General features: G+C 62.3%; 24 protein-coding genes. 9 read left to right on the top strand and 15 right to left on the bottom strand.

The window, feature by feature from the left end; genetic code table 11:
- Positions 1-228 precede the first annotated feature (228 nt).
- Positions 229-1,326 carry a recombinase RecA gene (recA, locus tag AC56QP_RS02925; protein ID WP_010909075.1) on the top strand — a complete coding sequence of 366 codons (1,098 nt, stop codon included), beginning with the start codon at positions 229-231 and terminating at the stop codon, positions 1,324-1,326.
- A 277-nt stretch (positions 1,327-1,603) separates the two neighbouring features.
- On the top strand, positions 1,604-4,270 hold the full coding sequence (gene alaS / locus AC56QP_RS02920; RefSeq protein WP_489861007.1) for an alanine--tRNA ligase: 2,667 nt from the start codon (positions 1,604-1,606) through the stop codon (positions 4,268-4,270).
- A 47-nt stretch (positions 4,271-4,317) separates the two neighbouring features.
- Here the strand turns inward: alaS and AC56QP_RS02915 are convergent, their stop codons facing one another.
- Positions 4,318-4,944: a glutathione S-transferase family protein gene (locus AC56QP_RS02915; RefSeq protein WP_489861008.1), complete on the bottom strand. Its 627-nt coding sequence runs from the start codon at positions 4,942-4,944 to the stop codon at positions 4,318-4,320.
- Positions 4,945-4,956: 12 nt separating this feature from the next.
- Entirely contained in the window at positions 4,957-6,168 is a 1,212-nt protein-coding gene (locus AC56QP_RS02910; RefSeq protein WP_489861009.1) for an NADP-dependent isocitrate dehydrogenase, read from the bottom strand.
- 217 nt (positions 6,169-6,385) lie between these two features.
- On the opposite strand from AC56QP_RS02910, the gene AC56QP_RS02905 reads away from it, so the two are divergent.
- From AC56QP_RS02905 to AC56QP_RS02895, 3 genes are all read left to right on the top strand, one after another.
- Complete coding sequence (locus AC56QP_RS02905) at positions 6,386-7,306, top strand: RNA methyltransferase (RefSeq protein WP_489861010.1); 921 nt, start codon at positions 6,386-6,388, stop codon at positions 7,304-7,306.
- Positions 7,299-8,099, top strand: coding sequence for a glutamate racemase (gene murI / locus AC56QP_RS02900; protein WP_489861011.1), 801 nt, complete (start codon positions 7,299-7,301; stop codon positions 8,097-8,099). The genes AC56QP_RS02905 and murI overlap by 8 nt, the downstream gene beginning before the upstream one ends.
- A gap of 65 nt (positions 8,100-8,164) precedes the next feature.
- Positions 8,165-8,353, top strand: coding sequence for a DUF3008 family protein (locus AC56QP_RS02895; RefSeq protein WP_489861012.1), 189 nt, complete (start codon positions 8,165-8,167; stop codon positions 8,351-8,353).
- 134 nt (positions 8,354-8,487) lie between these two features.
- Here the strand turns inward: AC56QP_RS02895 and AC56QP_RS02890 are convergent, their stop codons facing one another.
- Positions 8,488-8,694 carry a hypothetical protein gene (locus tag AC56QP_RS02890; RefSeq protein WP_489861013.1) on the bottom strand — a complete coding sequence of 69 codons (207 nt, stop codon included), beginning with the start codon at positions 8,692-8,694 and terminating at the stop codon, positions 8,488-8,490.
- A 376-nt stretch (positions 8,695-9,070) separates the two neighbouring features.
- Here AC56QP_RS02890 and rpsD point away from each other — a divergent pair, with 376 nt between their 5' ends.
- From rpsD to AC56QP_RS02875, 3 genes are all read left to right on the top strand, one after another.
- Positions 9,071-9,688 carry a 30S ribosomal protein S4 gene (gene rpsD / locus AC56QP_RS02885; RefSeq protein ID WP_023759539.1) on the top strand — a complete coding sequence of 206 codons (618 nt, stop codon included), beginning with the start codon at positions 9,071-9,073 and terminating at the stop codon, positions 9,686-9,688.
- Between the two features lie 130 nt (positions 9,689-9,818).
- Positions 9,819-10,706, top strand: coding sequence for a tRNA 2-thiocytidine(32) synthetase TtcA (gene ttcA, locus AC56QP_RS02880; protein WP_489861014.1), 888 nt, complete (start codon positions 9,819-9,821; stop codon positions 10,704-10,706).
- A complete protein-coding gene (locus AC56QP_RS02875; RefSeq protein WP_489861015.1) occupies positions 10,696-11,523 on the top strand; it encodes an inositol monophosphatase family protein in 828 nt (275 codons plus the stop codon). The genes ttcA and AC56QP_RS02875 overlap by 11 nt, the downstream gene beginning before the upstream one ends.
- 56 nt (positions 11,524-11,579) lie before the next feature.
- Here AC56QP_RS02875 and AC56QP_RS02870 read toward each other — a convergent pair whose 3' ends face one another.
- The 6 genes from AC56QP_RS02870 to AC56QP_RS02845 all read right to left on the bottom strand — a co-directional run bounded on the left by AC56QP_RS02870 (position 11,580) and on the right by AC56QP_RS02845 (position 18,189).
- Positions 11,580-12,848: a multidrug effflux MFS transporter gene (locus AC56QP_RS02870; RefSeq protein WP_489861016.1), complete on the bottom strand. Its 1,269-nt coding sequence runs from the start codon at positions 12,846-12,848 to the stop codon at positions 11,580-11,582.
- Positions 12,849-12,990: 142 nt separating this feature from the next.
- Entirely contained in the window at positions 12,991-13,326 is a 336-nt protein-coding gene (gene grxD / locus AC56QP_RS02865) for a Grx4 family monothiol glutaredoxin (protein ID WP_013532137.1), read from the bottom strand.
- 183 nt (positions 13,327-13,509) lie between these two features.
- Positions 13,510-13,743: a BolA/IbaG family iron-sulfur metabolism protein gene (locus tag AC56QP_RS02860; protein ID WP_010909092.1), complete on the bottom strand. Its 234-nt coding sequence runs from the start codon at positions 13,741-13,743 to the stop codon at positions 13,510-13,512.
- A gap of 124 nt (positions 13,744-13,867) precedes the next feature.
- Positions 13,868-14,380: a hypothetical protein gene (locus AC56QP_RS02855; RefSeq protein ID WP_489861017.1), complete on the bottom strand. Its 513-nt coding sequence runs from the start codon at positions 14,378-14,380 to the stop codon at positions 13,868-13,870.
- Positions 14,377-16,608: a phosphoribosylformylglycinamidine synthase subunit PurL gene (gene purL, locus AC56QP_RS02850; RefSeq protein ID WP_489861018.1), complete on the bottom strand. Its 2,232-nt coding sequence runs from the start codon at positions 16,606-16,608 to the stop codon at positions 14,377-14,379. The genes AC56QP_RS02855 and purL overlap by 4 nt, the downstream gene beginning before the upstream one ends.
- Positions 16,609-16,770: 162 nt before the next feature.
- Positions 16,771-18,189: an aminotransferase-like domain-containing protein gene (locus tag AC56QP_RS02845; protein ID WP_489861019.1), complete on the bottom strand. Its 1,419-nt coding sequence runs from the start codon at positions 18,187-18,189 to the stop codon at positions 16,771-16,773.
- Between the two features lie 92 nt (positions 18,190-18,281).
- Between AC56QP_RS02845 and AC56QP_RS02840 the strand changes: the two genes are divergently transcribed.
- Positions 18,282-18,533, top strand: coding sequence for a DUF1127 domain-containing protein (locus AC56QP_RS02840; protein WP_489861020.1), 252 nt, complete (start codon positions 18,282-18,284; stop codon positions 18,531-18,533).
- A 65-nt stretch (positions 18,534-18,598) separates the two neighbouring features.
- Here the strand turns inward: AC56QP_RS02840 and AC56QP_RS02835 are convergent, their stop codons facing one another.
- The 6 genes from AC56QP_RS02835 to purC all read right to left on the bottom strand — a co-directional run bounded on the left by AC56QP_RS02835 (position 18,599) and on the right by purC (position 22,153).
- Positions 18,599-19,243 (bottom strand): Pr6Pr family membrane protein, encoded by a 645-nt coding sequence (locus AC56QP_RS02835; protein ID WP_489861021.1) that lies wholly within the window; start codon positions 19,241-19,243, stop codon positions 18,599-18,601.
- A 2-nt stretch (positions 19,244-19,245) separates the two neighbouring features.
- Complete coding sequence (locus AC56QP_RS02830) at positions 19,246-19,653, bottom strand: hypothetical protein (protein ID WP_489861022.1); 408 nt, start codon at positions 19,651-19,653, stop codon at positions 19,246-19,248.
- Positions 19,650-20,315, bottom strand: a complete 666-nt coding sequence (locus AC56QP_RS02825; RefSeq protein ID WP_489861023.1) for a glutathione S-transferase family protein — start codon at positions 20,313-20,315, stop codon at positions 19,650-19,652. Before AC56QP_RS02825 ends, AC56QP_RS02830 begins: the two co-directional genes overlap by 4 nt.
- A gap of 87 nt (positions 20,316-20,402) precedes the next feature.
- Entirely contained in the window at positions 20,403-21,071 is a 669-nt protein-coding gene (gene purQ / locus AC56QP_RS02820; RefSeq protein ID WP_489861024.1) for a phosphoribosylformylglycinamidine synthase subunit PurQ, read from the bottom strand.
- 1 nt (position 21,072) lies between these two features.
- Positions 21,073-21,315 carry a phosphoribosylformylglycinamidine synthase subunit PurS gene (purS, locus tag AC56QP_RS02815; RefSeq protein WP_023810342.1) on the bottom strand — a complete coding sequence of 81 codons (243 nt, stop codon included), beginning with the start codon at positions 21,313-21,315 and terminating at the stop codon, positions 21,073-21,075.
- Positions 21,316-21,358: 43 nt separating this feature from the next.
- Complete coding sequence (purC, locus tag AC56QP_RS02810; protein ID WP_256750894.1) at positions 21,359-22,153, bottom strand: phosphoribosylaminoimidazolesuccinocarboxamide synthase; 795 nt, start codon at positions 22,151-22,153, stop codon at positions 21,359-21,361.
- Between the last annotated feature and the right edge of the window lie 24 nt (positions 22,154-22,177).

The following is a 22,177-nucleotide window of genomic DNA, read 5'->3' as shown; positions in this document are numbered from 1 at the left end:
CGGAGTTTCGCATGCAAGGCAACGATTCGGCGGATCGAAACGGCCAAGCTGTCTGGCCCAATGTGGGATGCATTCCTGCTCGGGTTCTGGGACGAAAAAAGAACAAATCCGAATTTTGATTGTTTTTCAGATATTTGAAGCCCCTTGCCAAACGAGAACAAAAAAGGTACAAAATGGCAGGGATTACGGATTGTCCGGCCTTCATTGACGACCAAGGGGTGATGTATCATGGCTCAGAATTCTTTGCGGCTGGTAGAGGACAAAGCGGTGGACAAATCAAAGGCTCTGGATGCGGCGCTGTCGCAAATCGAGCGGGCTTTCGGCAAGGGCTCGATCATGCGGCTCGGCGCGAACGAGCAGGTCGTCGAGATCGAAACGGTGCCGACCGGCTCGCTTGGCCTCGACATCGCGCTTGGCGTCGGTGGCCTGCCGCGCGGCCGCATCATCGAGATCTACGGGCCGGAAAGCTCGGGCAAGACGACGCTCGCCCTCCACACTGTGGCGGAAGCCCAGAAGAAGGGCGGCATCTGCGCCTTCGTCGATGCCGAGCATGCGCTTGACCCGGTCTATGCGCGCAAGCTTGGCGTCGATCTCGAGAACCTTCTGATCTCGCAGCCCGACACCGGTGAGCAGGCGCTGGAAATCTGCGACACGCTGGTGCGCTCCGGCGCGATTGACGTGCTGGTGGTCGATTCGGTCGCGGCGCTGACGCCTCGCGCTGAAATCGAAGGCGAGATGGGCGATTCGCTGCCCGGCCTGCAGGCCCGGCTGATGAGCCAGGCGCTGCGCAAGCTGACGGCATCGATCTCGCGCTCCAACACCATGGTCATCTTCATCAACCAGATCCGCATGAAGATCGGCGTCATGTTCGGTTCGCCCGAGACCACGACCGGCGGCAACGCGCTGAAATTCTATGCTTCGGTGCGCCTCGACATCCGCCGCATCGGCTCGGTCAAGGACCGCGACGAGGTCGTCGGCAACCAGACCCGCGTCAAGGTGGTCAAGAACAAGCTGGCGCCGCCCTTCAAGGTGGTCGAGTTCGACATCATGTATGGCGAGGGCGTGTCCAAGACCGGCGAACTGGTCGATCTTGGCGTCAAGGCCGGTGTGGTCGAGAAGTCGGGTGCCTGGTTCTCCTACAATTCGCAACGTCTCGGCCAGGGTCGCGAGAATGCAAAACTGTTCCTGCGCGACAATCCCGACACGGCGCGCGAGATCGAACTGGCGCTCAGGCAGAATGCCGGGCTGATCGCCGAGAAATTCCTCGAGAATGGTGGCTCCGAAGGCGGTGACGACGGTTTCGAGGATGAAGCCGGCGCGATGTAGGACGAGTATGGTCCGTCAGGGCTTCAGCCTGAGTTCGCGTACCCCAGTTTGAGTTTGCGTATCAATGCGTTTCGAACCGCCGGCCCTGGGTCGGCGGTTTTGCGTTTTGGCGGTGAGGCAGGCCGGTCCGGACAGTCGGCAAAGACCATGATTTGGACCAATTCCGTGTTTCTGGACAGGGTGCGGTGCGATCGCTAAAAGGCCAAGTCTATCTTCCAGGACGCAAGAGCCCATTTTCCGCCGGCTGGCCGGCGGTTCTCTCGAAAAGGCAGCATTCATGAGTGGCGTGAACGAGATCCGGTCGACATTTCTCGACTACTTCCACAAGGAGGGTCACGAGATCGTCGCGTCGAGCCCGCTGGTGCCGCGCAACGATCCGACGCTGATGTTCACCAACGCCGGCATGGTGCAGTTCAAGAACGTCTTCACCGGCCTTGAGAAGCGGCCTTATTCGCGCGCCTCGACCGCCCAGAAGAGCGTTCGCGCCGGCGGCAAGCACAACGACCTCGACAATGTCGGCTATACCGCGCGCCATCTGACCTTCTTCGAGATGCTCGGCAATTTCTCCTTCGGCGACTACTTCAAGGAGCGTGCGATCGAGCTTGCCTGGAACCTGATCACCAAGGAATTCGGGCTGAACAAGGACAAGCTGCTGGTCACCGTCTATCATACGGACGACGAGGCAGCCGGCTTCTGGAAGAAGATCGCCGGTTTTTCCGACGATCGCATCATTCGCATTGCGACCTCGGATAATTTCTGGGCGATGGGCGACACCGGACCGTGCGGGCCGTGCTCGGAAATCTTCATTGACCGGGGCGAGCACATCTGGGGCGGCCCTCCCGGCAGTCCGGAGGAGGACGGTGATCGTTTCCTCGAATTCTGGAACCTGGTGTTCATGCAGTATGAACAGGTGACGAAGGAGGAGCGCATCGACCTCCCGCGCCCGTCGATCGACACCGGCATGGGCCTGGAGCGCATGGCGTCGATTCTTCAGGGGGTGGAAAGCGTCTTTGAAACCGATCTGTTCCGTCACCTGATCGACGCGGCGTCGTCGGCGATTGGGCATGGCCCCGACAAGGAAACCGTCGCGTCGTTTCGCGTCATCGCGGACCATCTGCGCTCGTCCTCCTTCCTGGTGGCCGATGGCGTGCTGCCGTCGAACGAAGGCCGTGGCTATGTCCTGCGCCGCATCATGCGGCGCGCCATGCGCCATGCGCAGTTGCTTGGCTCCCGTGATCCGCTGATGTGGCGCCTGGTGCCGGCGCTGGTGCGCGAGATGGGTCAGGCCTATCCGGAACTGGTGCGCGGCGAACAGTTGATCACCGAGACGCTGAAGCTCGAGGAAACCAGGTTCCGCAAGACGCTGGTGCGCGGCCTCGGCCTGCTTTCGGAGGCTACGGAAAAGCTGCATGCCGGCGACATGCTGGATGGCGAAACGGCCTTCAAGCTCTACGACACTTACGGATTCCCGCTCGATCTGACGCAGGATGCGCTGCGCCAGCGCAACATCTCGGTCAATCTTGCCGGCTTCACCGATGCGATGGAGCGGCAGAGGGCCGAGGCGCGCGCTCATTGGGCAGGCTCCGGCGACGCGGCCACCGAGAGGGTCTGGTTCCCGGTGCGCGAGCAGGCGGGCGCCACCGAGTTCCTCGGCTACGAGACCGAGCAGGCGGAAGGCCTCATCCAGGCGCTTGTCAGGGACGGCAAGACCGTCGACAGCGCGAGCAAGGGCGAGGCGGTAGCCGTGGTCGTCAACCAGACACCGTTCTATGGCGAGTCCGGTGGCCAGATGGGCGACACTGGTGTCATTTCGGGCGAAGGCTTCTCGATCGATATCTCCGATACGCAGAAGAAGGCTGATGGGCTGTTCGTCCATATCGGCAAGGTGGCCAGCGGTACGGTCAGGACCGGCGCGGCAGTCGAGTTGAAAGTCGACCATGCGCGCCGCACCAGGCTGCGCGCGAACCATTCTGCGACGCATCTGATCCACGAGGCGTTGCGCGAGGTGCTCGGCAGCCATGTCGCGCAGAAGGGCTCGCTGGTCGCGCCCGAGCGCCTGCGCTTTGACATTTCGCACAACAAGCCAATCTCTCCCGATGAGCTCGAAGAAGTCGAGCGCATGGCCAACGAGATCGTCGTGCAGAACAGCCCGGTGTCCACGCGCCTGATGTCGGTCGACGACGCCATCGCCGAAGGCGCCATGGCACTGTTTGGCGAGAAGTACGGCGATGAAGTGCGTGTGGTGTCGATGGGCACCGGCTTGCATGGCGCCAAGGCGAACCGGCCCTATTCGGTCGAACTCTGCGGTGGCACGCATGTCAGGGCGACCGGCGATATCGGTCTGGTGCGTGTCGTGTCGGACAGCGCGGTTGCCGCCGGCGTGCGCCGCATCGAGGCATTGACCGGCGAGGCCGCACGCAAGCATCTCGACGAGCAGGACAGGCGGCTGAAGACCGTCGCCGCAACGCTGAAGATCTCGCCGGCCGACGTGCCGGCGCGTGTCGAGGCGCTGCTCGACGAGCGCAAGAAGCTCGAAAAAGAACTGACCGAGGCGCGCAAGAAGCTGGCGCTGGGCGGCGGTGCCGCGGCGGGCGCTCCGTCGGAGAACGAGACGGTGGCGGGCGTCGGTTTCCTCGGCAAGGCGGTTTCCGGCGTCTCGCCGAAGGATTTGAAGCCGTTGGCTGATGCCGGCAAGTCGTCTCTCGGCTCCGGCGTCGTAGTCTTCGTCGGCGCCGGCGAGGACAACAAGGCGAGTGTCGTGGTCGCTGTCACCGATGATCTTGTCGGCCGCTTCAGCGCCGTCGATCTGGTGCGCGTGGCCTCCGCCGCACTCGGCGGGCAGGGCGGCGGTGGCCGGCCAGACATGGCCCAGGCCGGCGGCCCGGATGCTTCCAAGGCCGCCGATGCGATCGCGGCAGTGAAAGCTGCCCTCGAAGCCGCGTGATCAGATTGTGATCAGATAGCAAGGGCCCAACCACCGGGCCTTTGCTGTCAGTCAGCCTTCTCAGTGCGGGCAAAGCCTGGCCGTGCCGTGATGCGGTTCCACCAGGAATGGATCTCGGGAAATTCGGCCAGCAGTTTTAGCCCGTCCGGGACCTTGACGAAATAGCCGATGATTGGCGCCGCATGCAGATCGGCCAGCGTCAGCTGGTCGCCCAGCAACCATGGCCCAGGCGCTTTCAGTGAGGAGAGGGCCTCAAGCGTTTTGCTTGCCTGTGAAAGCCCGCCGGCGATCAGGGCCTCGTCGGGCGCCTGTTTCTCCAGCCGCTCGACGGCGACATCCCAGACCATGGATCGGTAGGCATAGGCGTCGAGCATGCCGATGATCTGGTTCATCGTTGCGCGTGCACGCGGGTCTTTCGGCTGCAGTACCGGGCCGTCGAACACCTCGTCGACATATCTGGCAATCGCGCTCGTCTCGTAAAGGCGGAAGCCGTCATGCTCGAAGGCCGGGATGCGGCCGAACGGATGATGCTTGAAATACCAGGCGGGAATGCCCCCGACGGCAAAGACATCGACCGGCACGAGCTCGTAGTCGATGCCTTTCTCCGCGAGCACGAGGCGGACGATGCGCACATAGACGCTGTAGTCCGCCCCGTAGACGATGGGCTCGCCCATTTTGCTTGCCTGTCAGGCCATCGCCTTCTGCAGGTTCTCGTCGATCTTGTCGAGGAAACCGGTGGTCGACAGCCAGGGCTGGTCGGGGCCGATCAGCAGCGACAAATCCTTGGTCATGAAGCCGGACTCGACTGTCTGGATGCAGACCTTTTCCAGCGTCTCGGCAAAGCGTTTCAGTTCGGCATTGTCGTCGAGCTTGGCGCGGTGGGCGAGACCACGAGTCCAGGCGAAGATCGAGGCGATCGAATTGGTCGAGGTTTCCTCGCCCTTCTGGTGCTGGCGATAGTGGCGGGTGACGGTGCCGTGCGCGGCCTCGGCTTCGACAGTCTTGCCGTCCGGTGTCATCAGCACCGAGGTCATCAGGCCGAGCGACCCAAACCCTTGCGCCACGGTGTCGGACTGGACGTCGCCGTCATAGTTCTTGCAGGCCCAGACATAGCCGCCCGACCATTTCAGGCTGGACGCCACCATGTCGTCGATCAGGCGATGCTCGTACCAGAGCTTGCGCGCCTTGAATTCGGCCTCGAATTCGGCCTCGTAGACTTCCTGGAAAATGTCCTTGAAGCGGCCGTCATAGGCCTTGAGGATGGTGTTCTTGGTCGACAGATAGACCGGGTAGTTGCGCAGCAGGCCATAGTTCAGCGAGGCGCGGGCAAATTCGCGGATCGACTCGTCGAGGTTGTACATGGCCATGGCGACACCAGCGCCGGGCGCGTCGTACACCTCATGCTCAATCACCTTGCCATCCTCGCCGACGAACTTGATCGTCAGTTTGCCCTTGCCGGGGAAACGGAAATCGGTGGCGCGATACTGGTCGCCGAAGGCGTGACGGCCGACGATGATCGGCTTGGTCCAGCCGGGCACCAGGCGCGGCACGTTCTTCATGATGATCGGCTCGCGGAAGATGGTGCCGCCGAGGATGTTCCGGATGGTGCCGTTCGGCGACTTCCACATCTTCTTCAGCTTGAATTCCTCGACGCGCTGCTCGTCGGGCGTGATGGTCGCGCATTTCACGCCGACGCCGTATTTCTTGATGGCGTTGGCCGAATCGATGGTCACCTGGTCGTTGGTGGTGTCACGATGCTCGATGCTGAGGTCGTAATATTCAAGCTTGAGGTCGAGATAAGGGTGGATCAGCTTGTCCTTGATGAACTGCCAGATGATGCGGGTCATCTCGTCGCCGTCGAGTTCGACGACCGGGTTCGCCACCTTGATCTTCGCCATGGAAAGAATGCCTCGTTGCTGGGATATGGGACGGCCTTGCCCGCGTGGCGTTCGGCCGGGGGATGCCCGCCCGTATATCAAAGCGTTTTTGGCCGCGCAAACGGCGATCGGTCACGAATGTGAGGCCGTGGCCGCGATCATTTGCGAATGCTTCATTTTCGCGGCCGAATGTGGCAGGGGACGCTGAAATGCCGCAAACAGCAGTTCATTGACAATCATGCCAGTCACCGAAGACACCGCCACCATTCCCGCCGCCGGTCCGGCCATCATCCTGGTCGAGCCGCAGCTCGGCGAGAACATCGGCATGGTCGCACGCGCCATGGCCAATTTCGGCTTGGTCGAGCTGCGCCTGGTCAACCCGCGCGACGGCTGGCCGAGCGAAAAGGCGCGGGCGGCCGCCAGCCGCGCCGACCATGTCATCGATGCGGTGAAGGTGTTCGACGATCTGGCCTCGGCGCTCGCCGACCTGAACTTCGTTTTCGCCACCACCGCCAGGCAGCGTGACGGCTTCAAATCCGTGCGCGGCCCGGTGGAGGCGGGCAGGGTGCTCCGAGCCCGTCACGATATGGGGCAGCGCACCGGTATCCTGTTCGGCCGCGAGCGCTTCGGTCTCTACAATGACGAGGTTGGCCTTGCCGACGAGATTGTCACTTTTCCGGTCGATCCTGATTTCTCCTCGCTCAACATCGCCCAGGCCGCGTTGCTGATGTCCTATGAGTGGATGAAGTCAGGCCTCGAGGATGAGACAAAGACCAACTTTGCCGGTCCAGACATGAAACCGGCAAGCAAGGAAGAACTGCACGGCCTGTTCGCCTATCTGGAAAGTGCGCTCGAAGCGCGCGGTTATTTCCGGCCGGCGCCGAAGAAGCCGAAGATGGTCGACAATCTGCGCGCCGTGCTGACGCGTGCCGGCTTTGCCGAACCGGAGCTCAAGGTGCTGCGCGGCATCATCTCGTCACTAGACAGATTCTCGCCGGCGATGCCCCGCGGCGACGGGTCTCCCGGCGACGATCCCAGGCGATTGCCCGCGGCAGCCGCGCGCGCCCGCAAGGCGGAAGCGGGTCGACCAGCGCCCGACGCCAATGGCGACGACAATGACCCGCCCCCGCTCGGCGGCAGGGGAACCGACAATGACTGAGCGGCCGGTCCTGATGTTCGATTCCGGCATTGGCGGGCTCACCGTGCTGCGCGAGGCGCGCGTCCTGATGCCCGATCGTCGCTTCATCTACGTCGCTGATGATGCTGCCTTCCCCTATGGCGCCTGGGAAGAGCCGGCGCTGAGGACGCACATCCTCGAACTGTTCGCAAGACTCTTCGACCGGTTTACGCCGGCCATTTCAGTCATCGCCTGCAACACCGCCTCGACGCTGGTGATCGATGCGCTGCGCGAGAGATTTCCCGAGCATCCTTTCGTCGGCATGGTGCCGGCGATCAAGCCGGCGGCGGAACGCACGCGTTCCGGGCTGGTGTCGGTGCTGGCGACGCCCGGCACCGTGAAGCGCCAGTATACGCGCGACCTGATCAGCAAATGGGCGCAGAAGTGCCACGTCCGCCTGGTCGGCAGCGACAATCTGGCGGGATTGGCCGAGATCTACATGCGTGAGGGTTTCGTCGACGAGGAGGCTGTGCGCGCCGAGATTGCACCGTGCTTCGTCGAGCATGATGCGTTGCGTACGGATATCGTCGTGCTCGCCTGCACGCACTATCCCTTTCTGGCCAATCGCATGCGCAAGACGGCGCCGTGGCCGGTCGATTGGCTCGACCCGGCTGAAGCGATCGCGCGCCGGGCGCTTTCGCTTCTCGCCGACATCGATCCGAACGGTCGTGGCGAGATGTTGCCGGAAGGCCCCGACCTTGCTGTCTTCACATCGAAAAGGACCGATTTCCCGACCCGTCGCCTGATGCAGGGGTTCGGGCTGGCGATGTCCTGATCCTCGAAGGGAACATCACGGCGGCCGTTGCGTTTTTCTCCTTATGCAAAACGGGAGAACCGATCATGCCTGCCACCTCGAAAGCCCAGCAAAAGGCCGCCGGTGCCGCACTTTCCGCAAAGCGCGGCGAGACGAAAAAGAGTGAGCTCAAGGGCGCGTCCAGGGAAATGTTCGAATCGATGAGCGAAAAGCAACTCGAGGAGTTCGCCGAGACGAAGCGCAAGGGACTGCCTGAAAAGAAATCGAAGGACTGACGATTGGTCCACGTGGTGGATATCCAGGTCGTCCACGAGAACACGGTCAGAGAGAAGCAGAGAGAAGACGGGTCAGAATCAAAAAGCCCGCGGCCATAGCCGCGGGCTTTGAATAGGTCGCCTGAGCTGAACTTTTACCAGCGCCCCCAGCAGCGCCGCACCTTGTAGCGGATGACGTGTCTGTGGCCATGCCGCCAGACCACCTTCTTCTTCACCACCACGCGGCAAACCTGATGATGCCGGTGTCCCTGCCAATGTCTGGCTTCTGCCGGCTCCGGTGCAACTGCCATCGACCCGGCCAACACCGCCGCGCCTGCCAACGTAAGGAAGAACTTCTTCATATGACCACAGTCTCCTCTCTAGTCCCTTCCTGATGCCGCTGGCGCAACCGCCTCCCGCCACATCCGGCACTGCATCAACATGGAAAACGCTATATCGTTGCCTTGCCCAACGCCAGGCACAAGCTTGACACCGGTTAAAACTCGGTTTAACCAGCCGCCAACGCCGGGCAGCGATGTCCGGTGTTTGTTTTGTATACGCAAGATCAGTGAGCCTTAGCCGTTTTCTGATCCTGTTTGAAATGACGTGTCCCGTGGGTTTTCCGCCGCGTTGCGTGGGAAGACCCTGTCAGGTCTCGAAAACGGAGGCCAGAGGAGGGCGCGTTTCCTTCACCCGGACCATGAGGTTCCGGGTGTGTTTGTTTTGAAAGGGAATGCGATGAGCAAGCGCGAATCCGCGAAGTACAAGATCGACCGCCGTCTTGGCGAGAACATCTGGGGCCGCCCGAAGTCCCCGGTCAACAAGCGTGAGTACGGCCCCGGCCAGCATGGCCAGCGCCGCAAGGGCAAGCTTTCCGATTTCGGCCTGCAGCTGCGCGCCAAGCAGAAGCTGAAGGGTCACTATGGCGACGTCTCGGAAAAGCAGTTCCGCAAGGTCTATGAAGAGGCCGACCGCCGTAAGGGCGACACCTCGGAGAACCTGATCGGCCTGCTCGAGTCGCGTCTCGACGCGGTCGTCTACCGCGCCAAGTTCGTGCCGACCATTTTCGCCGCCCGTCAGTTCGTCAACCACGGCCACGTCAACGTCAACGGCAAGCGCGTCAACATTGGCTCGTACCGCTGCAAGCCGGGCGATGTCGTCGAAGTACGCGAAAAGTCGAAGCAGCTGGTGATCGTGCTGGAGGCAGTCGGCCTCGCCGAGCGCGATGTGCCGGACTACATCGAAGCCGACCACAACAAGATGGTCGCGACCTTCTCTCGCATTCCTGGCCTGGCGGACGTTCCGTTCGCCGTGCAGATGGAGCCGAACCTGGTCGTCGAATTCTATTCGCGCTGATCGAACGCATTTTGCGATCCCATCCAAAGGCCGCCCTCGAGGCGGCCTTTTCTTTGTCTGCCATGTCCGCTAATCCCGGGCGCAACAAAGTGCCGAACGTCCTTTGCTCCAGGATTTTGGAACTGACGCCATGAACATGTTGCCAGATGTCGAGACGCTCGAACCGATCGCCGATGGCGGCTTCCACCCGCTGTTCGCCGACGTGCCGTCCTCGGTTGAGTTCAACAAGCTGCGCAAGCGGCTGCTGCGGCTGACGCGTCAGGCGATCGAGGATTTCTCGATGGTCAAGCCGGGCCAGCGCTGGCTGGTCGCGCTGTCGGGTGGCAAGGATTCCTACGGGCTGCTTGCCGTGCTGCTGGATCTCAAATGGCGCGGGCTGCTGCCTGTCGATTTGCTGGCCTGCAATCTCGACCAGGGCCAGCCGAACTTTCCCAAACACATCCTGCCCGACTATCTCGATAGATACGCCATCCCGCATCGCATCGAATATCAGGACACCTATTCCGTCGTCACCGACAAGCTGCCCGAGGGCAGCACCTATTGTTCGCTGTGTTCGCGGCTCAGGCGCGGCCATCTCTATCGCATCGCGCGCGAGGAGGGATGCTCGGCGCTGGTGCTCGGCCACCATCGCGAGGACATTCTCGAAACCTTTTTCATGAACCTGTTCCATGGCGGCCGTCTCGCCGCCATGCCACCAAAGCTGCTCAACGACGAGGGCGACGTCATGGTGCTGCGGCCGCTGAGCTATTGCGCCGAAACCGACCTCGAAAAATTCGCCGCGGCGATGCGGTTCCCGATCATCCCTTGCGACCTCTGTGGCAGCCAGGAAGGTCTGCAGCGCAACGCCATGAAGGCGATGCTCGAGGATATCGAAAAGCGCATGCCCGGGCGCAAGGATACGATGCTGCGCGCGCTGTCCAACAGCAGGCCATCGCATCTGCTCGACAGAAAACTGTTCGATTTCGCAGCGCTCAATGACACCCTCACCGCCAGGCAAGACATTTCCGATGATATTTGACGACACCGCGATCGACTGGCTGGCCGGCATTCTGGCAAAGGCAGCCCAGACCGAGATCATGCCGCGCTTTCGCCGGCTGGGCGACGGCGATATCAGGCAGAAGACATCAGCCGCCGACCTAGTGACGGAGGCTGACGTCAATGCCGAGCGGCTCATCACCGCTAGGCTGCGCGAGCGCTATCCCTCGGCTATGGTCGTCGGCGAGGAAGCCTGTTCCGACAATCCGGCGCTGCTCGACGGCCTGGGCGATGCCGATCTGGCTTTCGTCATCGATCCGGTGGATGGCACCTTCAACTTCGCTTCGGGCGTGCCGCTTTTCGGTGTCATGCTGGCCGTGGTGGTCAAGGGCGAGACCGTTGCCGGTATCATTCATGACCCTGTCGGCAAGGACTGGCTGATCAGCGCCAAGGGCGCCGGTAGCCATATCAGGCATGCGCATGGCGGTCTGGAGAAGGTGCGTGTCACGGCACCCGCGCCACTCGCGGAAATGACCGGCTCTGTCTCCTGGCAATACATGCCCGAACCGGAACGGTCACGGCTGGCCCGCAACCAGACGAAGATACTGTCGCAATTCGCCTACCGCTGCGCAGCGCACGAATACCGCCTGCTGGCCAGCGGCCATGCTCACTTCGTCGTCTACAACAAGCTGATGCCGTGGGATCATCTGGCCGGCGTGCTGATCCATGCCGAGGCCGGCGGCTACGCGGCGCGCTTCGACGGCAGCGCCTATCTGCCGTCGCATTTGGGTGGTGGCCTGCTTGTCGCGCCTGACCAGGAAAGCTGGCGCGAGCTGCGCCGCGAACTCTGGGCGGAATAGGATTTTTTCCACGATCGGCGTTTGGGCCCGTCCGGCGTGCTTGGAAAAACAATGATTTAGTGCAGATCCGTGATGTGCCCTGAAACAGGTGCGTTCTGCGGCTGGAACATCTTGCCCCGCTCGGCGATGAGGATCATCAGCAGTGCCGCGACCGAGACGCTGCAGAAGCCGGCGGCCAGCGGCGTTACCGTGCCGTTGAAGGCCTGGCCGATCAGCGTGCCCAGAATGCCGCCGAGAAAAGTCTGCATGAAACCCAGGATGGACGACGCCGTGCCGGCCAGTTGTCCGAGCGGCTCCATCGCAAGCGCGTTGAAGTTAGCGCCGAGCGCGCCGAACGGCAGCATGGCGCAGGCGAAGAAAGTGACGAAAAGCCAGAGCGGCATCTTCATTTCCAGCGAAACAACCAGCCAGACAAGGCTGATGACCAGAAATAGCAGCAGCGCGCTTTGCGACAGGCGACGCATGCCGACACGGCCGACAAGGCGTGAGTTCAGAAAATTGGAGAAGGCGAGCACGCCGGCAACCCCTGCGAAGATGACCGGGAACATCTCGCCGACATTGAATATGTCGACATAAATCTGCTGCGCCGAGGCGATGAAGCCGAACATGGCGGCGAAAATGAATGTGCTGGCGAAGGCATAGCAGATCGCGATGCGGTTGGTGAGCACGATGCGGAAACCACCGATGATGGAGTTGGCGGTCAGCGGTCGCCGATATTCAGGATGCAGCGTTTCCGGCAGGCGCAGCAGCGACCACGCCGAGACGATCAGGGCGCCGACGGCCATGGTGACGAAGATCCAGTGCCAGGTTGCAAACAGCATGATGAATTGGCCGATGCCGGGAGCAATGACCGGGATGGCCATGAACACCATGAAGATCAGCGACATCACCTCGGCCATGCGTCGGCCGTCAAATGTGTCGCGCACGATCGAGACGGCGATGACGCGTGTGGCGGCCGCACCAATGCCTTGCACGGCCCGGCACAAGAGAAGCGTTTCAAAGCTTGGCGCAATGGCGGCAGCGGCAGCCGCCGCCACGTAAATGATCAGCCCGGCGACAAGCGGTGCGCGACGGCCGAAACGGTCCGATACCGGCCCAAAGAACAGCTGGCCACCGCCGAAGCCGAGAATGTAGGCGGTGACCACGTACTGCCGGTGGTTTTCATTCTCGACGCCGAGCGAGGCACCGATCTGCTGCAAGGCCGGCAGCATGATGTCGATGGCCAGCGAATTCAGCGCCATCAGCGCCGCGCACAGCGCGATGAATTCCCAGCGCGGAATAGGCAGCTTGCTTGCCGATTGCGTCGCTGCTGCTGGCTGGTCCACGGCAAGTCCGATCTCTCAAACGAAAACGCGCCGGCGGGCCGGCGCATTGGCTCGTCTTGGTCCCAGCATTCGGGACATAAAGTTGCCGGGTGGGGCTGCCCCGGTGTTCAGCGCATGTCGATAGCGACACGCGCAATCGAAATCAGGCGGCGCCTTTGACGCTCACGCCTTTTTCGACGAGGAAAGTCTGCAACTCGCCGGCCTGGAACATTTCGCGGACGATATCGCAGCCGCCGACGAATTCACCCTTGACGTAGAGCTGCGGGATAGTCGGCCAGTTGGAATATTCCTTGATGCCCTGGCGCAGTTCGGCGGAATCCAGGACGTTCACGCCCTTATAGTCGGCGCCGATATAGTCGAGAATCTGCACGACCTGGCCGGAAAATCCGCACTGCGGGAAACCGGGCGTGCCCTTCATGAAAAGGACGACGTCGTTGCCCTTCACTTCATTGTCGATGTAGTCGTTGATACCGCTCATGGAATATCCTTTACCACCTGTGGGAGTCAGGCTCGAAACATACCCTTTCAAATAAACCCATCGATTGCCCGAAACAAGACGTTAGCCGTGCCGTGGCTGAAATGGCGCAAAGGATGGGCCGTCTTGGGCCAAGTGGCTTGAGGCGCATCCCTGGCCGTCTCTGTGGGTCGGGTGGCAAATGCCTTAATCGGGAACGCTGGTCTGCAGCGCCAGTGCGTGCAGCACGCCGCCCATATTGCCCTTCAGCGCGTCATAGACCATCTGGTGCTGCTGGACGCGGCTTTTTCCCCGAAAGCTCTCGGCCACCACCTCGGCAGCGTAGTGGTCGCCGTCACCGGCTAGATCGCGGATCGTCACCTTGGCGTCCGGAATGCCGTCCTTGATCAGTTTTTCGATGTCGTGGGCATCCATTGCCATGGCAAAATCCTGTTCGAGCGGCCGGCCGGCGGCCATGCGATGTGACTCGCCAGAGCCTAGAGCCTTTCCGGTCCGGATTGAAGCCGTTCCGTCCTGCCACGGGCAAGACGGCTTCAGAGCGGGCCTAAGCCGGTGGGCTTGCTTCGTCCTCGGCAACATCCTCGCGGGTCGAGAAAGCGCGGCCGAGGCTGAAGGCCAGCACATAGAGCGGAACGTTGATGATCAGGCTGACGATGGGGAGATAGCTGGTCATCTGCCAGAGCGGCGAGAAGAACGCCTGGCCGTAGCCGTCGCAGACAAGCGAGGAGCCGTACTCCCACAGTCCCCCTATGACCACCGCAACGGCAAAAAGCTTGATGCAGGTGACAATATGCCTCGCCCGCGCCGGCTCCGGTGAAAGGCGGTCCCATAGTACCAGGCACAAGATCGGAACCGCATGGATGACGTTCTGCACGGCGAGCATCGGAAGGGTGCCGTTGGCCGCGGCAAGAAACTCCGCGCGCGTTTCCAACCGGGCGCAAACCTCGCTTGAGGTCGTCGACAGCAGGAAAAAGACGAATGGCCCGAGGCACCAGAAGAAGAACAGCGACGGCCAGAAAACGACTGCAAGCAGTGCCCGGGCAGTCAGTCTGGTCAACTGGCCTGATCCATGAAACGGGGGAACCAGCCTTCGTGGGCGGCGGTCAGTTCGCTGACCGGGATCGCTCGCGCCTCGCCGAGTTTCAGCGTGCTGCCGCCGGTCGAGCCGATCCATGGCGCGAAAATGCCGAGCTCGCTTTGCTGCTTGCGGATGGCATCCCATTCATCGCCATGCGGGTCGATCGACAGCGTCAGCAGATAGCGGCCCTGATCCTCGCCGAACCAGACCGGGATCGGATCGGTGCCGACAAGCCCGGGGACAGTCGCGCCGATGCCGGACGCCATCGCCATTTCGGCCAGAGCAACCGCGATGCCACCATCGGAAACGTCATGCGCCGACGTGACGATACCGGACGCAATCAAGGCACGCACATGGTCGCCGACGCGCTTTTCATGTTCAAGATCGACCGGTGGCGGCGGGCCATCCGTGCGGCCGTGGATGTCGCGCATATAGACCGACTGGCCGAGATGCGTTCCCCATGAGGCGGGCGCGCCGACCAGCAGGATCATCTGCCCTTCGGCGGCGAAACCGGTGCGCACCATCTTCGACCAGTCGGCGATCAGGCCGACGCCGCCGATCGTCGGTGTCGGCAGGATACCCTGGCCGTTGGTTTCGTTGTAGAGCGAGACGTTGCCGGAAACGATCGGGAAGCCGAGCGCGCGGCAGGCGTCGCCAATGCCTTTCACCGCGCCGACCAGTTGACCCATGATCTCGGGCCGTTCCGGATTGCCGAAATTGAGATTGTCGGTGGCGGCGAGCGGCAAGGCGCCCGTCGCGGTCAGGTTGCGCCAGCATTCGGCCACTGCCTGCTTGCCGCCCTCATAGGGATCGGCTTCGCAGTAGCGCGGCGTCACGTCGGAGGAGAAGGCGAGCGCCTTGGTCGCATGGCCATCGACGCGGACCACGCCGGCGTCACCGCCCGGAAGCTGCAGCGAATTGCCCTGGATCAGCGTATCGTATTGCTCCCACACCCAGCGGCGCGACGATAGATCCGGTCCGCCGAGCAGCTTCAGCAGCGCATCTGCGACATCGGCCTGCGGAATGTCGTTGGCCGCAAGCGGCGCCGGCTTCTTGGACTCGACCCAGGGCCTGTCGTATTCCGGTGCCTTGTCGCCAAGGTCCTTGATCGGCAGGTTGGCGACCTCGTCGCCCTGGTGCAGAACCCGGAAGCGCAGATCGTCGGTGGTCTTGCCGACGATGGCGAAGTCGAGGCCCCATTTGTGGAAGATCGCCTCGGCTTCCTTTTCCTTCTCGGGGCGCAGCACCATCAGCATGCGCTCCTGGCTTTCCGACAGCATCATCTCATAGGCACTCATGCGCTCTTCGCGCACCGGCACCTTGTCGAGATCGAGCTCGATGCCGAGGTCGCCCTTGGCGCCCATTTCGACCGCGGAGCATGTGAGGCCGGCCGCGCCCATGTCCTGGATGGCGATGACCGCCCCCGAGGCCATCAGTTCGAGGCACGCTTCCAGCAGGCACTTTTCGGTGAAGGGATCGCCGACCTGCACGGTGGGGCGCTTCTCGTCGATCTTGTCGTCGAATTCAGCCGAGGCCATGGTGGCGCCGCCGACGCCGTCGCGGCCGGTCTTGGCGCCGAGATAAACGACCGGCAGACCAACGCCCTTGGCTTCCGACAGGAAGATCGCATCGGTCTTGGCAAGGCCTGCGGCAAAAGCATTGACCAGGATGTTGCCGTTGTAGCGGGCATCGAAATTGACCTCGCCGCCGACCGTCGGCACGCCGAAGGCGTTGCCGTAGCCGCCGACGCCGGAAACCACGCCCGAGACGAGGTGCCTGGTCTTGGGATGGTCAGGCGCGCCAAAGCGCAGCGCATTCATCGCCGCGATCGGCCGCGCGCCCATGGTGAAGACGTCGCGCAATATGCCGCCGACGCCGGTCGCCGCACCCTGGTAGGGCTCGATGTAGGACGGATGATTGTGGCTCTCCATCTTGAAGACGACGCAGTCGCCGTCTCCGATGTCGACCACGCCGGCGTTCTCGCCCGGACCCTGGATGACCTGTGGGCCCGTGGTAGGCAAGGTACGCAGCCACTTCTTCGAGGACTTGTATGAGCAATGCTCATTCCACATCGCCGAGAAGATGCCGAGTTCGGTGAAGCTCGGCTCGCGGCCGACAAGGTCGAGGATGCGCTGATACTCGTCGGGCTTCAGCCCGTGCGCGGCGATGAGCTCGGGGGTGATCGGCACGGAATTGGAAATGGTCATGGGTGGCGAATTTTGTCCGGGGCGTTGGGATTTGAGTCCCGTCTTATCGCAAGCTTTAAGGCCGATACACCCATGGATTGACGAAAAACGCAGGAAAGCCGGACAAAGCCACAGGGCAGTCCTCGGCAGCGGCGATCCTGCGCGTGCGAGGCCCCTCGGAGTTCAGGAGAAGCTGTCGTAACCGGCACGGCCCTCGTCGAGAAGCCGCCGGATGACAGCAACGCCTTCGGCAATGTCCTTGCGTTGTCTCGGCTGCGAGATGCCGAAGCGGACGCCATGGAAAACCTGCTCGGAGCGGCCCGCCTTGAACTCGTCCTCGTCGTCGAGCAGCACGCCATGTTCGAGGCAGGCGTTCTTGAATGTGCCGGAAAGCCACGGATCGGGCAGGGTGAGCCAGACAAAGGGCACCTTGTCGTGCGTCTTGAATTCAAATCCGGCCAAAGTCCCGCGTACGATGGCGATGCGGGCGCCGATTTCGGCGATGCTGCGCTTGCGTATCTCAGCGGCCTGGCCGGACAGCACCAGCCGGGCATTCACCTCCGCCAGCAGGAAGGGCATGCCGCCCGTCATCATCTTGTGGGCGACGCGGATGCGATGGCGATAGGCGGGTGGGCAGGAGAGCCAACCGCCGCGAATGCCGGCCGCCACCGATTTCGACAGGCCGCCGGCGACGATAGTGCGTTCGGGCGCATACTCGGCAAGCAGCGGCGTCGGGTCGTCGGTGAGGTCGCCGTAAAGGTCGTCTTCGATGAGGATGACATTGTACTCGCGCGCCACCCGGGCAATTGCCTCGCGGCGCGTGGCCGACAGCGTCACCAGCGTCGGATTCTTGGCCGTCGGCATCAGGAAGATCATCTTGGGATGCTTTTGCGCACAGACGCGCTCGAAATCGGCCGGGTCGAGGCCTTCGTCGTCCGATGCCACCAGCGCGGTGCGCCGGCCGATCAGGCCGGCGCTACGCGATATCTGCGAATAGGTGAGGTGCTCGAAGGCAACATAATCGCCGGGTGTGGTCAGCGCTGCGATCGCCGCCATCACAGCGGCATGGGTGCCGAGCGTCGGAACGACGGTGTCGGCGGTAGGCCGGAAGGAGTTTCGCGACAACCAGCGGGCGCCGGCTTCGTACCAGCGGTCTGGAAAATCCCGCGTGTAGCTTGAAATCTCGTGCGGATGATCCTGTGCCGTGCGCGACAGGACATCGGCGACAACGGCGCCCTGGCCGATGTCTGGAGCTGCCGTGCTGTCGAACCGCAGCTTGTCCCTGGGCGCATCGATGTAACGCGTGCCTTCCGCGCTGACGTCCGGAGCCAGCAAGTCCGGCGTCGCACCCCCGGCGCGCTCGCCGAGCACATAGGTTCCACGCCCGACTTCGCCGCTCACCAGTCCACGCTCGCGCAGCAATTGATAGGCGCGGCCGACCGTGCCGACGGTGGTGCCGATGTCGTAGGCCAGATCGCGTTGCGGCGGCAGTTTTGCGCCGGCATCGATAACGCCCCGGTCGATGTCGGTTTCGATGGAGTCCGCCAGGCGTTGATACAGCGGGCCGGAGCCGGCGGTGAGATCTGGAAGCCAATTTGTCATGGTGACAATTTTCTATATTGCACCGGAATATGAGTCAATACATATCAGCGAAATGAAAAAAGGGTGCAATTGAGACTTCCGGTGGAAAGAAAATGAATACAATCGTGACAATCCCTCATTCGAGGGCCGAGTTATCAAGTCAACCGGCACGCCCGGCGGGCCGGCGCGGCTTTGTCAGCCGTCTGGTGCGCGTGGTCGGGTCCCTGGCGAGATGGATCGACAATCTGCTGGAGCGCCGGCGCAGCCGGTTGGCATTGCTGGAAATGACCGACGATCAGCTCAAGGATATCGGCATCTCGCGCTGCGACGCCCATCACGAGGGGCTCAGGCCCTTCTGGGACTAGCGCGAACGGGTTTCGAAAAGACCATCGCCAAGAACGAAAGCCATGATCTCGAACCGGAACATCAGCTAACGCATGCCGCCCGGCGCCCGCAGGCGTGAAACGCTGCGGTCCGCGAGGACTGCGATGACGCACAGCACGAGAAAAAGCCCGGTGATGGCCAGCGCCGAGATGGCGACGCTGGCTGGGCCGTTCTTGGCGACATCGAGGAAGGGGTAGGGCACCTCGCCGGCAAGCGGCGCCCGCGCCAGCGCATAGACCAGATAGGCCACGGGATAGAGCATCCACCAGGAGATATCGCTCCACCGTGTCCTGCCGTCGGCGCCTGATGTCAGCCACCACAGAACGAACAGCACCGGCGTCACATAATGCAGTAGCACATCGCAGAGCAGGAACAGCCCCCGCGGCTGCCAGAGCTGTGCCAGAACCGTCGCATAGACGATGAAGACCAAAGCAATCGAAACCGCGACACCCGCCCGCATGCGTGGCCCGGCGAAGGCCGGCAGCCAGGCATAGCCGGTGGACGACAACAGCGATGTGTGCACCAAGACCGCGCCGATGTTGGTCAGGATGGTGAAGAAGCTGAACAGGAAAACGATCGAGCCGAGCAGGCTGCGGCCGGCTTCCATCGACGCCGGAATGGTGATGCAGAACTGCAGGACGAGCCCGGCCAGGCCTATGACCAGGCCCGCTAGCTGCAGCAGGCGACCCATGGCTAGGCGGTCGCGGCGCAGGCCGGGTTGCCGGCTTGCCAGCGGGCGATGTCCGAGCCGATGCGCGCGCCGAGCGGGTCGTTCATCAGCGGTCCGAACGCGTCGACGCGGCTTGAATTGCCTTGCGCCTGCACGACCAGCAATGGTTTGCCGCCATAATGCTTGGCGGGCACCAGCAGGAAACGCGGCGTGCCGCTGAACGAGTTCAGTTCATTGGCCATCTGGTATTGCTTGAAGGCCGGGTCCTTGCTGGCGATCCAGCATTTATGGGCTGATATCGCCACTTGTTCCATGGCCAGCAGCGCCGCACTTTTGCCCGAGGGAACAGGCGCGCTCTTTGGGGTCGATTGGCAGGACGCCAGGGCAAAGCCCGCCGCGGCGACGAAGGCGATCGTCTTGCTCTTGATCAAGCGGCACCCATCTCAAGTTCGGACAGAAAGATCTTCAAGCCGTCGGTCATCTCGCCCCACACCCGCGACAACGCCGGGTGCTGCGAGGCGATTTGTTCGTAAGCATCGAATTTGGGATAGGCGTCGAGCAGGTCGTGGCGGCCTGTCATCGCCCGGAAATTGTTGAAGATGAACCGCGTCGGCGTCAGCCAGGCATCGGCGAAGCTGATGTCGTTGCCGAGCGCGAAGGGGCCTTGCGCCATGCGCGCCTCGATTGCCGCCAGTCCGTGGTGCAGGCGGGCGAATTGGGCTTCGATCTCGACATTGTTTCGCTTCTGCACGAAATGAAGCTCGAAAAGCTTCATCGTCGGGGTCAGCACGTCGAGGTCGGTGATACGGGCGAACATGCGCACCAGCGCGCGATCCTTGGAATCGGGCGGCAGCAGCGCCGGTTCCGGAAACCGCTCCTCTAGATACTCGGCGATGACCACGGATTCGAGGATCGTTTCGCCCGAACCTGTGATCAGCACCGGAATCCGGTTCAGCGGCGAAATGGCGCGAAACTCTTCCGGGATCGGAAAGCCCGGCGGCGGCGCGATGATCTTGAGCGGAACGTCCTTGATGTAGGCCAGCGCCCGCACGATCGACGAATAGGGCGACAACGGCCGCGAATAGAGTTTCATGACCGTCTCTCTCCCCAATGAAGCGGACTTGCCCAATAAAGCGGGCTGGAATGTCCGGCTGTTTTCAAGGCGTTCGCCTCGACGATGTCAGGCGGCAATGCCGAGCGCGCTCTCGAACAGCGCGCGGCCGTCGTTGCCGCCATGGGCTGCTTCGATCAGGTTTTCCGGATGCGGCATCAGGCCGAGCACGTTGCCGCGCTCGTTGATGATGCCGGCGATGTCGTTGATCGAGCCGTTCGGATTGGTGCCTTCGGCGTAACGAAACACCACTTGGCCTTCGCCTTCGAGACGGGCAAGCGTCTCGGCGTCGGCGAAGTAGTTGCCGTCGTGGTGCGCGACCGGCGAGCGGATGATCTGGCCCGGCTGATAGCGGCGGGTGAACATGGTGTTGGCGTTGGCGATCTGCAGCTTGACTTGCCGGCAGACGAATTTCAGCGAGGTATTACGCATCAAGGCGCCAGGCAGCAGGCCCGCCTCGACCAGGATCTGGAAGCCGTTGCAGACACCGATGACCATCACGCCCTTGGCCGCCTTTTCGGCAACCGCCCGCATGACCGGCATGCGCGCGGCGATCGCGCCGCAGCGCAGATAATCGCCGAAGGAAAAGCCGCCCGGAATGGCGATCAGGTCGACATCAGGGATTTCGGTGTCGGTCTGCCAGACGGTGACCGGCGGTTTTCCCGAAATCTTGGTCAGTGCTGCGATCATGTCGCGATCACGGTTGAGGCCAGGAAGAAGAACGACGGCTGATTTCACGTTAGGCAATCTCCACCGCGTAATTCTCGATAACCGTATTCGCCAGCAGCTTGTCGCACATGGCCTTCAGGTCAGCCTCGGCCTTGGCCTTGTCGCTTTCCGCCAGTTCGACGTCGAACACCTTACCCTGCCGCACCGCGCCGACGCCGCCAAAGCCCAGACCGGACAGGGCGTGTTCGATCGCCTTGCCTTGCGGGTCGAGAACGCCGTTCTTGAGGGTGACGGTAATGCGGGCCTTGATCACGCTGGACATGCTCCTGTTCTGGGTATCGGGGCGCAAGCCGCTATCAGTGCGGCTTGCCTTTGACGCCTTCGGTCGAGGCGACAAGCACCGGACCCGTGGGGCGCACGGGTTCGTTCTCGTTCATGATTCCGAGGCGGCGGGCAACTTCCTGGTAGGCTTCTACGAGGCCACCCATGTCGCGGCGGAAACGATCCTTGTCGAGCTTGTCATGCGTCGCCACGTCCCACAGGCGGCAGGAGTCCGGCGAAATCTCGTCGGCGACCACGATACGCATCATGTCGCCCTCGAACAGGCGGCCGCACTCGATCTTGAAGTCGACGAGCTGGATGCCGACGCCCATGAACAGACCGGAGAGGAAGTCGTTGACGCGGATGGCAAGCGCCATGACGTCGTCAATCTCCTGCGGGCTCGCCCAGCCGAACGCGGTGATGTGCTCTTCCGACACCATCGGATCGTCGAGCGCGTCGGCCTTGTAATAGAATTCGATGATCGAGCGCGGCAAGACGGTGCCTTCCTCGATGCCGAGGCGCTTGGACAGCGAACCGGCGGCGACATTGCGCACCACCACTTCGAGCGGAATGATCTCGACTTCCTTGATCAGCTGCTCGCGCATATTGAGCCGGCGGATGAAGTGGGTCGGGATGCCCATGCGGTTGAGGTGGTTGAAGATGTGCTCGGAAATACGGTTGTTGAGCACGCCCTTGCCGTCGACGACCTCATGTTTCTTCTTGTTGAACGCGGTTGCGTCGTCCTTGAAGAACTGGATGAGCGTACCCGGCTCGGGTCCCTCATAGAGGATCTTGGCCTTGCCTTCATAAATGCGGCGGCGATTTTTCATCTGATTTTTCTCTGGATTTCCGGA

The organism is Mesorhizobium sp. RCAM 05104, from assembly GCF_059683645.1.
Note: the sequence above shows the minus strand (reverse complement) of the source record. Positions and strands in the feature narration are given on the sequence as shown.